Origin of the sequence: Corallincola luteus, assembly GCF_004336975.1 — a bacterium.
GTDB lineage: Bacteria > Pseudomonadota > Gammaproteobacteria > Enterobacterales > Neiellaceae > Corallincola > Corallincola holothuriorum.
Window position 1 is genome coordinate 1,082,576 of the sequence record NZ_SJXE01000001.1, and the last position, 12,525, is coordinate 1,095,100.

The 12,525-nt window shown below is 49.0% G+C and carries 12 protein-coding genes; 5 read left to right on the forward strand and 7 right to left on the reverse strand.

The window, feature by feature from the left end; translation table 11 throughout:
• Window positions 1-60: 60 nt before the first annotated feature.
• Window positions 61-561, reverse strand: a complete 501-nt coding sequence (locus EZV61_RS04780) for a glycine cleavage system transcriptional repressor (protein ID WP_114338654.1) — start codon at window positions 559-561, stop codon at window positions 61-63.
• 234 nt (window positions 562-795) lie between these two features.
• Here EZV61_RS04780 and EZV61_RS04785 point away from each other — a divergent pair, with 234 nt between their 5' ends.
• The 5 genes from EZV61_RS04785 (at window position 796) to EZV61_RS04805 (ending at window position 7,561) form a co-directional block, all read left to right on the forward strand.
• A complete protein-coding gene (locus EZV61_RS04785; RefSeq protein WP_114338653.1) occupies window positions 796-3,036 on the forward strand; it encodes an ABC transporter permease subunit in 2,241 nt (746 codons plus the stop codon).
• A 14-nt stretch (window positions 3,037-3,050) separates the two neighbouring features.
• On the forward strand, window positions 3,051-4,703 hold the full coding sequence (pstA, locus tag EZV61_RS04790; protein WP_114338652.1) for a phosphate ABC transporter permease PstA: 1,653 nt from the start codon (window positions 3,051-3,053) through the stop codon (window positions 4,701-4,703).
• 34 nt (window positions 4,704-4,737) lie between these two features.
• On the forward strand, window positions 4,738-5,562 hold the full coding sequence (gene pstB / locus EZV61_RS04795; protein WP_114338651.1) for a phosphate ABC transporter ATP-binding protein PstB: 825 nt from the start codon (window positions 4,738-4,740) through the stop codon (window positions 5,560-5,562).
• Between the two features lie 36 nt (window positions 5,563-5,598).
• Window positions 5,599-6,309, forward strand: a complete 711-nt coding sequence (phoU, locus tag EZV61_RS04800; RefSeq protein ID WP_114338650.1) for a phosphate signaling complex protein PhoU — start codon at window positions 5,599-5,601, stop codon at window positions 6,307-6,309.
• A gap of 187 nt (window positions 6,310-6,496) precedes the next feature.
• Window positions 6,497-7,561 (forward strand): glycosyltransferase family protein, encoded by a 1,065-nt coding sequence (locus tag EZV61_RS04805; protein ID WP_131414501.1) that lies wholly within the window; start codon window positions 6,497-6,499, stop codon window positions 7,559-7,561.
• A 213-nt stretch (window positions 7,562-7,774) separates the two neighbouring features.
• Here EZV61_RS04805 and EZV61_RS04810 read toward each other — a convergent pair whose 3' ends face one another.
• The 6 genes from EZV61_RS04810 to ppk2 form a co-directional block, all read right to left on the reverse strand.
• A complete protein-coding gene (locus EZV61_RS04810) occupies window positions 7,775-8,080 on the reverse strand; it encodes a hypothetical protein (protein ID WP_114338641.1) in 306 nt (101 codons plus the stop codon).
• Window positions 8,081-8,207: 127 nt separating this feature from the next.
• Window positions 8,208-8,678, reverse strand: a complete 471-nt coding sequence (locus EZV61_RS04815; protein WP_131414502.1) for a hypothetical protein — start codon at window positions 8,676-8,678, stop codon at window positions 8,208-8,210.
• A gap of 81 nt (window positions 8,679-8,759) precedes the next feature.
• Complete coding sequence (locus EZV61_RS04820; RefSeq protein ID WP_131414503.1) at window positions 8,760-9,410, reverse strand: carboxylesterase family protein; 651 nt, start codon at window positions 9,408-9,410, stop codon at window positions 8,760-8,762.
• A 137-nt stretch (window positions 9,411-9,547) separates the two neighbouring features.
• Entirely contained in the window at window positions 9,548-10,006 is a 459-nt protein-coding gene (locus tag EZV61_RS04825; protein WP_131414504.1) for a hypothetical protein, read from the reverse strand.
• Between the two features lie 343 nt (window positions 10,007-10,349).
• Complete coding sequence (locus EZV61_RS04830) at window positions 10,350-11,555, reverse strand: NnrS family protein (RefSeq protein ID WP_131414505.1); 1,206 nt, start codon at window positions 11,553-11,555, stop codon at window positions 10,350-10,352.
• A 112-nt stretch (window positions 11,556-11,667) separates the two neighbouring features.
• Window positions 11,668-12,501: a polyphosphate kinase 2 gene (gene ppk2 / locus EZV61_RS04835; RefSeq protein WP_114340049.1), complete on the reverse strand. Its 834-nt coding sequence runs from the start codon at window positions 12,499-12,501 to the stop codon at window positions 11,668-11,670.
• Between the last annotated feature and the right edge of the window lie 24 nt (window positions 12,502-12,525).

Consider the following 12,525-nt stretch of genomic DNA (forward strand, 5'->3'; position numbering starts at 1 on the left):
TGAGAGCTATGACATATTTATGACAGCCACCCAGTTACTCTAAATATAGATCCTGTTTGCTTAAGAGCTTTCTATATCAACCATCAGATCATCGGCGATCGCCTCTAATGCATCAGTAAGTTGTTCTTCATCAAGTCCTGCTGGCAAACTGACTAATGTGTCAGCCTTAAACAGTGGTTGCCCCCAGTTTGGCGCGCTCTCGTAACGTGTTTCTAAGACTAAGACGTTGGCTCCCAAGCCGCTGACGGTTTTAGAGATATCCTGCACGATGCCGGGGCGATCGTTGGCGGTCACCATCACCTGAATGCGCTTTTCTTGTTTCTCTGTGGTGATGCCATCTGCGACCTGTACTTGCAATGACGTCAGTTTAGATAATTCGCTTTTCAGCGCATCGACCTGGTCATCGGCGATGGTGACTTCGAGGATCCCAGCAAACAAGCCTGCCAAGTGCCGCATACTACTGGCTTGCCAGTTGCCACCGTGGTGCAAAACCAAGTCTGACACCTTATCCACAATTCCAGGACGGTCGACGCCGAGCAGGGTGATTACCAGTTGTTTCATCTTGTCATCTCTTTTACATATTGAACATTCATTATTGATTTAGACAGGCGAGGTGTCCAGCAAGGCTTTGTCTGTTCCTTTGTTGTAACTCAATAAATTTTAAGAAGAAAGATATATCCCTTTTTAGTCCTTCAGATTTTTCTGATGAATTTGGAGGGGTAAGAGGCGTTAGTAACAAAACTGTAATACAAACGTCATATACTCTGCGCCATCAAACTATGGGTGAGGTTTTCCATGGCTGCCAATTCGGTGCCGATATTTCGGAGCAGTCGACGTCGGCTGTTTAAAGACAATTTAGCGCGCTTTGGCGTGACTGGCGGTGGTTTGATGGTGCTAGTCGCGTTATTGCTTATCTTTTTCTATCTGCTGTATGTGGTACTGCCGATCTTTACGCCAGTCGACATGGAACAGAAGTTTAAGTTCGAGGTGAATACTGAAGCGAACGTCGTTTCTCTTGGCATCGAAGAGCAAGCCGAGATCGGCTATCGCTTTGCTGCCGATGGTCAGGTGGCGTTTTTTGCTGCCCGAGACCTGGGTGAGAGAAAAGCAGGCGACGAGATCTATCATCATCAGGTCGTGTTGACTGGGCCAATGACCGCCTCTGCGGCTGTGCCTACGGGCGATGAGATGGTGGCGTATGCCGATGCAGCAGGGATGGGGGTTATTGTGAAACCACAATTTCGTACCTCTTTTCCGAATGATGTGCGCGTATTAACGCCTGAGATGTTCTATCCGCTTGGCGACTCGCCTTTGCTGTTTGATCCGCAGGGCGCAGCAATTGAAAAGCTGGCGGTGGCACTGGACGATGAGTCTGCCAGTGTGGTCAGTCGCACCTCGGATCATCGTATTGTATTGGCAGCCTTTAGCGCTGAAGAAGACTTCCTCACCGAAGAAGTGGTGTGGACCCCTAGTCACGCCAAGATTGATTCGCAACTGAATACGGTACAGCAAATGCTGTTAACGCCGGATCAGAACCACCTGTTTATCCGTGGTGATAATCGGATCGAGGTGTGGAATTTGCGTAATTTGGCAAAGCCAACGCTGAAGCAGGTGATTGACCTCCGCAGTAAAGCGTCTGATGTCTCTACTATGGGATTGTTGACGGGTGCTTCCTCTTTGTTAATCGGCTACGACAATGGCGATATCAGCCAGTGGTTTGAAGTGAATGGCGAGCAGGGGCGTAAGTTCCAGCGTATTCGCGGCTTTAAGTCCGATGGTGCGGTGACCGAGTTTGTCTCAGAGAAAGGCCGTAAGGGCTTTATGGTGACCACGGACACAGGCAATGTTGCTATTTACCACACCACGGGTCAGAGCCGTCTGTTTGAACAGCACTTTACTGCCAGTTCTGCAGAGGCACTGACGCTTGCGCCTCGCCATAATGCTGCACTGCTGGAATATGATGGAGATATCTACTTCTTCGATGTTGAAAACGAATATCCGGAAGTCACCTTCAGCGCGTTGTGGACCAAAGTCTGGTACGAAGGCTACCCAGATCCGCAATATGTTTGGCAATCAACGTCTGGCAGTGATGAGTTTGAACCCAAACTGTCGTTGATGCCATTAACCTTCGGCACAATTAAAGCGGCGTTGTACGCCATGTTAATTGCAGTGCCTATTGCGTTGGCTGGTGCTATCTATACCGCTTATTTCATGACACCAAGTATGCGTACCTGGGTTAAGCCAACGGTTGAGATCATGGAAGCGTTGCCAACGGTTATTCTCGGCTTCCTGGCTGGGCTTTGGTTAGCTCCCTATATCGAAGATAACTTGCCGGGGATTTTGGCGATTCTCATCTTGGTGCCGTTTGGCATTCTATTGTCGGCATACCTGTTTAACCTGCTGCCTAAAGATATCACTAACCGTTTGCCTGATGGTTGGCAGGCGGCGATGTTGGTGCCTGTGGTTATCTTCTTCGGCTGGGCAGCGTTCGCGCTTAGCCCTGGATTAGAAGATCTGTTATTCGAAGGTAACGCCCGTGTCTTTATCACTAATGAGCTAGGGATATCTTTCGACCAACGTAACGCGTTAGTGGTTGGTTTAGCGATGGGCTTTGCCGTGATCCCTACCATCTTCTCGATTGCCGAAGATGCTGTGTTCAGTGTGCCCGGACACCTGTCCAACGGTTCATTGGCATTGGGTGCCACACGCTGGCAGACATTGACTCGCGTGGTGCTATTAACCGCAAGTCCGGGGATCTTCTCGGCAGTGATGATGGGACTGGGCCGTGCCGTGGGTGAAACCATGATCGTACTGATGGCCACAGGTAATACGCCAATGATGGATTGGAGTATCTTCCAAGGCATGCGAACGCTTTCTGCCAATATTGCGGTAGAAATGCCAGAAGCAGAGGTAGGTAGTTCTCACTACCGGATCCTGTTCCTGTCAGCGTTTGTACTATTCGTGTTGACCTTCATCTTCAACACCATATCTGAATTCGTGCGCCAGCGGCTGCGTGAAAAATACAGCTCGATGTAAGGGAAATGACCAAGATGAAGAATTGGATAAAGTCAGGTTCCCCGTGGATCTGGATGACAGGTGGTGCAGTCAGTATCTCGCTGGTCGCTGTTATCGGTTTATTGTTGTTGATTGCATGGCGCGGTTTAACTTTTTTCTGGCCTGCAACCATCTATGAGTTTGATTTGCGCCAACCGAACGGCGAAATCGCCACTGTGATTGGTGAGATCCATGATCAGGAGCTGGTGCCTGCCTCTCGTCTGCGTCAGGCTGGGGTTAAGCTGGAAGGCTACGATGAAGAGTTTGTGACTCGTTATCTAGTAAAAACAGGTAACCGTGAGTTTGTTGAGTTGGACTTTCGCTGGATATTGGAAACCAACATTGTTGAGCGTCGTGAGCCCAAAGGCATTGCTGTGTTTGAGCGCTCGAAGAACGGCAACTTCTATGGCTTCCCTGAGCAGCTATTGGAAAATGGCGAGCCCGTGGTTGCCAAATCCGTAGCGACAGAGCTGGAAGCTCGTATCGAGCGCTCGGTGATGCTGAATAATCAGGCGTTGGATCTGCAAAACGGCGTGATCGGCAAGATCAACTATGAGCTGGAACGTATCCGTTTGGAAGAGCGTGGTCTGGAGCTGAAAGAGCAGTTAACAGCTGAAGCCAAGGCGGGGTTTGAGGCTCGCCGCACAGAACTGCGTAATGAGTACCAGCAGCATGAAACAGACCTGTTTGCTTATCGTGATCAGATGCGCCGTGACGCCATTGTGGTGCGTGATATGCGCGGTGAGCAGGTCAATATCAACATGCAATATGTATTGGATGTCGCTTATCCTAATGCGATGAATTGGCCGCAAAAAGTATGGCGCTGGATGGTGCAGGTGGCGAAATTCGTCTCCCACGACCCGCGGGAAGCCAACACCGAAGGCGGCGTGTTCCCTGCCATCTTTGGTACCGTATTTATGGTGATGCTGATGGCGGTGATTGTGACCCCATTTGGCGTAATAGCAGCGATTTACCTGCATGAATACGCGGGTAAAAACTCGGTCACCAAACTGATCCGCATCGCGGTTATTAACCTTGCCGGTGTGCCATCCATTGTTTATGGCGTATTTGGTCTTGGCTTCTTTGTTTATATGTTAGGTGGCTCGCTGGATAAGCTGTTCTATCCTGAAGCGCTGCCGTCACCTACCTTTGGTACGCCAGGTGTACTCTGGTCTGCCTTAACCTTGGCCATTTTAACCCTGCCAGTGGTGATTGTATCGACAGAAGAGGGCTTGTCTCGTATTCCTAGTGCGATACGTCAAGGTAGCTTGGCACTGGGCGCGACCAAAGCAGAAACCTTGTGGCGGATTATTCTGCCAATGGCCAGCCCGGCCATTATGACCGGATTGATCTTGGCGGTGGCACGTGCAGCCGGTGAAGTAGCCCCCTTGATGTTGGTGGGTGTGGTGAAAATGGCACCGACACTGCCTGTCGACGGTAACTTCCCGTTTATCCACGTGGATCGTAAATTTATGCACCTGGGTTTCCACATTTATGATGTGGGCTTCCAAAGTCCTAACGTTGAAGCGGCGCGCCCGTTGGTTTACGCCACTTCGTTCCTGTTAGTGACCGTGATTGTTACATTAAACCTGACGGCGATTTCAATTCGAAATCACCTGCGGGAAAAATTCCGCTCGCTTGAACACTAGCCCGGACTGATTAGAAGATTTTTGAGGTATAAAGATGATTGAAGTGAAAACCACCTTAAAAGCAGGTTCAAGCGAAAAGCTGGATCTGATGAATATGAGTCCGGAGCAAAAAGCACTGGAAATTAAAGGCTTGGATCTGTTCTACGGTGACAAGCAGGCGTTGCATCAGGTCAGCATGAGCATCCCTAAAAACCAGGTGACCGCGTTTATTGGTCCTTCTGGTTGTGGTAAGTCGACCCTACTTCGCTGCTTGAACCGAATGAATGATCTGGTGGACAGCTGTCGCATTGAAGGTGAGATCCTACTCCACGGCCATAATATCTATGACCGTAATGTGGATGTGGCAGCCCTGCGCAGCAACGTTGGCATGGTATTCCAGCGGCCTAATCCGTTCCCGAAATCGATTTATGAGAACGTGGTATACGGCTTGCGTCTTAAAGGCGTAAATGATCGTCGTCAGTTAGACGAAGCGGTGGAAACAGCACTACGTGGCGCAGCTCTGTGGGACGAAGTTAAAGATCGTCTGCACGACAACGCTTTTGGTCTGTCCGGTGGTCAGCAGCAGCGTTTGGTGATCGCCCGCGCCATTGCGATTTCACCTGAAGTATTGTTGCTGGATGAACCAACCTCAGCATTGGATCCGATCTCAACGCTGACCATTGAAGAGCTGATTAACGATCTGAAGTCGCAGTTCACCGTGGTGATCGTTACGCATAACATGCAACAGGCGGCGCGGGTCTCAGATCAGACCGCTTTCATGTATATGGGTGAGCTGATTGAGTATGCTGACACCAATACCCTGTTTACTACGCCAGCAAAGAAAAAGACCGAAGATTATATTACCGGTCGTTACGGCTAATTCTGATTAACGTATGGATCTGCTTGGAGCAATCCCATGGAAACTATGAACACGTCAAAACATATTTCAGGCCAGTTCGATACGGAGCTGGAGAACATCCGCAATCAGGTATTAACCATGGGCGGATTGGTTGAGCAACAGCTGCGCGATGCCTTGTTAGCGATCGAAGAGAACGATATCGAATCGGCGAAGCAGGTGCGTAAGAACGACCGACAAGTTAACCAGTTCGATCTGGATATCGATCGTCAATGTATTCAAATCATCGCCAAGCGTCAGCCTGCGGCGAGTGATTTGCGTTTGATGGTCGCCATCAATAAAACCACCGCCGATTTAGAACGTATTGGTGATGTCGCTAAGAAGATCGCCAAAGTAGCGATGGAAGGTGAATACGACAAAAAGCAGCTGCAGCTGATTGCCAGTCTGGATAGTCTGGGCCGTCATGTCTGCGATATGCTGCATGATGTACTTGATGCATTCGCCCGTATGGACGTTGATGCGGCATTAAAAGTACATAAAGAAGACAAGCGCGTTGATCGTGAATACGAAGGTATTTTGCGTGAAATGGTGACCTACATGATGGAAGACAGCCGCTCAATTCCCAAGGTATTGGAAGTGATGTGGGCGGTACGTTCATTGGAGCGTATCGGTGACCGTTGCCAGAATATTTCTGAGTACATCGTCTACTGCGTGAAGGGTAAAGATATCCGTCATGCGCCGAGCTCGGAAATCGATGAACTGCTGAAGTAGAGCTGCTTCTCTCACAGCCAGATATTCAAACTTAAAAAGGCCTTTCTAATCAGAAAGGTCTTTTTGTTTGATAGCGTCCGCATCACATGGGTAACGTGTTGAATTTTTACCTGAGTTTTGACTGTGAAAGCAGTTCCCAGCGTGTCATTCCGATAAAATCTCTCCTTTAAACAGACTTGAAGGCAGTATGGCGAAGATTATCTACGGCGTATCAGGGGAGGGCTCAGGTCACTCCTCTAGAGCGAAACTGATGGCTGCCCACCTTGAGCAGCAAGGGCATGAGTTAAAGCTAGTCTCCTATGATCGCGGTTATCGCAATTTGCACCAGCAGTTTGACGTGTTGCAAATCCAAGGCTTAACCATCGCCAGTGTTGATAACAAGGTATCGAAACTAAAAACGTTGACCGAGAACTTGGCTAACCTGCCCGAAGGTACCCGTGCATTTAACAAGCTTCGCGAGTTATTTAAGTCATTTCAACCGGATTGCGTTATCACCGATTTTGAACCTTGCACTGCGTATCTCGCCAATCACTATGATCTGCCGCTGATCAGTCTGGATAATCAGCACCGCATGCGTTACATGGAATACGCCTGCCCGGCAGATCTAAAAAAGGAAGCACTACTTACCGAAACTATTATTCGCGCCATGGTGCCCAAGCCCTGGTATTCGTTGATCACTTCTTTTCATACCGGCGCGTTGAAAAACGACCATTGCCAACTGTTTCCGCCCCTGATCCGTCCGGCTGCTTATGGCCTTACCGCCAGCACAGGGGAGCATATTTTGGTGTACGCCACCTCAGGGTTTGATTCGTTGTTGGATACGCTTAGCCTGTTTCCTCGCGAGCGCTTTTACGTGTACGGCTACAACAAGGATGAGGTGGTGGGGAATCTGTATTTCAGATCCTTCAGTGAAGAGGGATTTTTGCAGGACCTTAGTTCCAGCAAAGCGGTGATGGCGACGGCGGGCTTCACCTTGATTAGCGAAGCACTGCATCTTAAAAAGCCCTACTTGGCGTTTCCAATGCAAGGGCAATTTGAGCAGCATCTCAACGCCCATATGCTGGATAAACAGGGGCTGGGAAAAGCATGTTTACAGCCAGACCAAGATGCGATTGCTGCGTTCTTGTATCAATTACCAGACTATGAACAGGCATTAAGCCTATATCAGGGCTGCGGTAATCAAGGGATGCAAGACAAGCTCGACCAGTTGCTAGCCAATGATATGGCGTTGCTAAAATCGTTTAAACGCTAAGCCGGCGGTAGCGGGCGTGGCTCACGTTGATTGAAGCGAGAGCGGCTGGAACGAAAAACAAACGAACGCCTTACCGTATTTTTGCTGTGAATAAACAGTATTGCCTCGTAATCGATGGCGATTGTTTAGATCGCCGTCTGAGATCTGTTGATGGCGAGTGATGAAGCAAGGTTAAGGCTGGCTAGCGCAGGGGGTAATGTAGTCAGCCCATCGTTACTTCTTGGTTGTCCAAGGCAGCTTTCCACTCAACGCGAGGGCGACAAGAATAATGAGTTGTCCGTAGGCAATATAGTCATCATAAGTGCGGAAAAAGCGAACTCTCGCTCTATACCCTTCGGCAAAGGCTCTTTCTAGATCTGTGACGCCACTCATGGCTAATTCAAAGCCCGCATAGCCACTCACTATCCCTATCAATAGTGCGTTAGAGGCTAAGAAAATCACACAATACCAGCCTACCAGCATGATCCCGCGAAACACCAGTGTCCGTTCATCAGACCGGGGGTTAAAAAGAATACCCAACTCTTACTCCTTAAGTTTTACGACGTCCTATTATGTTGTCGCTACGTGTTTCTCTTTATTTAAAGTCGATGCCAGCGGTTCTAAAAATCGGCATCAATCCAAGGCTAACTTGAGTGACTTGATACTTCTATGCGCTATCACAAACGCGGTAATCAAATCCCTCTGGTATTTCCTGAGGCATCTGGTTGGCTTGGAGATACCCCCAAACAGATATCGCCATAAAGAACAGCGGCAAGCTTAGCAGCGTGAGTGATTTGGCTCTCGCTTTCCGCCCCCTCAATATCTTGGTTGGCGTGTAAACTTTGTGATTTTTCGGGGGATACTGCCCATCGGCAAAAGATTTAACGCCCAGAGGTACCGCAACTGCACCCACTATAAAAGCGCAAATTAATGGCAGCCCAACGAACAGCGAGAACCATAAAACGGTTAAGCCAGCGTAGCCAAACAGGCTATGGCAAGGTGCTGTCTCTGCATACCATCGTACAAAAGGGAAAACCCACTGCTGATGGGTGATGAACACTATTCCGCCCGCCACTATATAAAGCGATACGCGTTTCAGTTTTTCTGGTTTTGAATATTCGTCTGCAAATTCAGTCACACGGGATCCTTATTGGAGAGCATTTGGCCAACGGCTTGCCGCGTGTCTCGTCGCATCTGTTTGGGCGCCTTGTTGACACGGTTAGCACTTCTCGTGTTCTAGAAACCAACCAAAGAGCTCACCGTTGCTGTATGTCTTAGACCAAGAGTCATGACCGGCCTCAGGGTAAAGCGTGAATTTCGCTTTGCCTCCGCAGCTATTTACTGCATCTATCATTCTTTGCGCACCTTCGGCTGGTACACAGTCATCTTTTGCCCCATGAAACGCCCAAATTGGCAATGAGGTTAATCGAGAGGCGTGCTTAGGATTTGCAAAACTGCAGATCGGAGCAATAGCTGCAAACAACTTGGGATACCTTATCGCAGTTGCCCAACCGCCATAGCCCCCCATACTGAAGCCGGTCAGGTAGATCCTTTTAGTATCGACTTTGTGAGTATTGGAAATATCTTCGATAAGGGCTTTTATCGTTGCGGGATCCCACTGCTCATATTCAGGGCACTGAGGTGAAAGAACGATAAATGGCAATTGGTTGCCAGCTTCGATTAAATATGGGATCCCTTGCCCTTTGACTAACTCAAGGTCGTCTCCACACTCGCCGGCACCATGAAGGTGAACGATTAACGGCCACTGACGAACACTTTCTGTGTATCTTTCTGGTAAGTACAACAAGTACTTAACAGAAACCGCTTTAACGATTTCTTTCGTAAATTCATTTGGACAATGTACAGCCAATGAAAAACTCCATTTAGTTTGACGCAGGGTGACCGCCTGTAATGCTAATGCCGCAAAAATGGGCAAAGGACGGCGGTGAGCCGCGCTGTGGCTTTTTCCTTGAGGAGCGCAGCGACGAGTGCTTGATTATTTGTTTGTTAGGTGTTTCTAGCACGATCAACTCTTTCGATCAGCTTAGCAACAAGGGGATTTTTGGAAAAAGGATTGAATTTCCTTGGAGGATTAAAGGCCAGCTCCTTTCCAATAGGGCCGTCTGAGCGAACCAGTAGTACGACCTTTTCTGGAGAGCTCATTTGGGCATAACTGATATTGATAATATCTTTGAGTTGAACCCTTTGTTCCTTTTTACCTTTTCGAAAGAGTAAGGAATCTCCTTCGTCGAATACTTCATCAGCCAAATCCCAGATAAGCTTTTTGAACAAGAAAAAGCCAAAAACGGCCATAAAAATTGGCATGATTAGAAATATTTTGGATTCTTGTTGGGCTCCAGCTGTAAATGACGTGACTAAGAAGAATGCGAGAAACCCAAACCATATGGATGGGAATAGCTTCTTAAAATAGAATGTCGATCCTGATATTTTCTTCATACTTTCCATGACACCTAACGCTAATTGGGAAGCATCTGCTTCCTATCTCCATTTAGAGAGCATGCTTGCTATCCCTGCAACGAGTATTTTCGTCAGCTGCCGGCACGCTCGGTAACTTATTGTCTAATCTCAACAATTTTTCTCTGTTTGGCAATAGTTGATCTCTCAATATTATGTGCGGTTGAGCTATGTTCCTTGATTAGTGAGGTGTGAACGACTCGCACCATGGTTTAGGGGATTGCAGGTGGGGTGATTGCGGTAGTCTTTAAGATAGTGTGATGGCTTAGGGATTGGCAGTCGCGGGTGTAATGGCGTCAGAGCAAGTGGCCTTGCTCTGACGAAAGAGGGTTAGTTAGCCGGGGCGCCCGTCGGCTCTGGGAGTACTGAGGATCTTGCTGTAATGCACCATAAACAGGCCATAGCCGATGATCCAGCCCAGTGCGCTTAGGCTCCAACCCCATACTAACCATTGTGGCATCAGTGCGGGTAAAACGCTGCGGATCAACGCCGCCAGTAATAGCGCAGCAAAGGCGATCGACATCTGCGGGTGGGCTTTAAGTGGACGCCCTGTGTGGCCTAAGGAAACCCGCGCCAGCATGGCCAGTATCAAGCCGCCCATACCGCCAACCGTGAGGGCATGGATTGCCGGGCTCATGCTATAAACCCAACCAAGGTGAAACCCTAGTGCCAATAATGCGCCGATTGGAATAAACAGGTAGCTCAGGTGCAGTGACCAAAGTAGCGGGTTACTTAAGGTGGCCTGTGGACGCCAGCGCGCCATACGTAGTAATTGGCTGATGGCGATGGTTGCCCAGAGCACGATGCTGATCTCTTTGGGTACCTGCCAGCCAATAGAGACAAGCAAGGTGATGATCACGGCGAGTAAGCTAATTGCTCCGACGGCTTCAAGCCACACAAGCGGTTGCGGCTTATCAAATCCGCAGGCGCGGGAAGTAAAAAACGGAATAACGCGGCCACCCACAACAAAGATAACCAAGCTAATCAGCAGTACCGCGATGGTCGAGCCTAACTGCATCCCTGCCGGAAAAGCGCCAATTACGGCGCTGTGCATTAGCGCGTTGGCAAGGGTTAGCCCGAGCAACAGTGGGGTAAAAACTAAGTTGCGCCACTGTTTGACTCGTACCACATAGTTAGCCATGAGTAGGGCAACACAGGGCAGAAATAGCAGATCAATCACCGCTGCCAGCCATTGCAGTTGGCCAAGGTCGAGCAGTAATGCAATTCGACCTGCCAGCCAGAGCAACACTAGTAGTAGCAGCGGGGTGCCACGTAACCCGCGCAGTCCGGTCCAGGTTTGTACTGCGGTTAATAGGAATCCGGCAATGATGGCGCAGACAAAACCAAATAGCATTTCATGGGTATGCCACCACAAGCTGCTGCCATAGGGGGTGAAGCTAAACCAGCCATTTAAGCTGCCTACCCATAGCGCAATAGCAGCAAGGCTGAAAAGCGATCCAAATAGAAAGAACGGACGAAAAGCGAGGCGCAGCAATGGCGTAAGCTTGCTCTCGGTGCTGGCATCGGTGATCTGCATCATTGGGGCATCCAGTGGTGTTTTAATGTGTATGTATAATACATGTTAAGACGTCGATTGTAATCGACGCCTATTGATACAAATCAGAGATACTTAATTCGTGCCTCACTACTGCTTAGGTTTTCTTCTTCGCCTTGGCTGGTGATTCGGGCAATATTTCAGGTACAAAGGTCTGCTCATTCATCGGTGGACGGACATAACCTTTGGTGTTGATCTTAGGCAGCGTAATGGTGTGATACTTCAGCGATTTATACGGCACTTTGCTGAGCAGATGGCTGATACAGCTAAGCCGTGCTTGTCGTTTATCATCACCGTTAACCACATACCAAGGGGAGCGACGGGTATCGGTATGGCTGAACATGGCATCTTTGGCTTGTGAGTATTCCACCCATTTGCTGCGCGAAAGCAGATCCATATCGCTAAACTTCCAACGCTTTAACGGGTTGGTGACGCGCTCTTTAAAGCGTTTTTCCTGCTCTTCATCGGAAACGGAAAACCAATATTTAATTAAGATAATGCCAGAGCGGATCAGGGCTTCTTCTAAGCTGGGACAGACCCGTAAAAACTCTTCGTACTCTTCATCACTGCAAAAGCCCATTACCTTTTCTACGCCGGCACGGTTGTACCAGGAGCGGTCAAACAGCACCACTTCACCAGCCGCTGGCAGGTGGGCGATATAGCGTTGGAAGTACCACTGGGTGCGCTCTCTGTCACTGGGTTTGGTGAGTGCAACCACGCGCACCACCCTGGGGTTGAGCTTTTCCGTGATCCGCTTCAGTACGCCGCCCTTACCGGCGGCATCGCGTCCTTCAAAAATGACGGCAACCCGCAACCCCTTTTCCTTTACCCACTCTTGCATTTTGACTAACTCAGCCTGCAGCCTTTCTAGCTCCTGCTCATAGAACACTTTATTGAGCCGCTTTGGCGATTTATTTGCGTTGTTTGCCATATCTTTTACCTCTTGAGTTGTCAC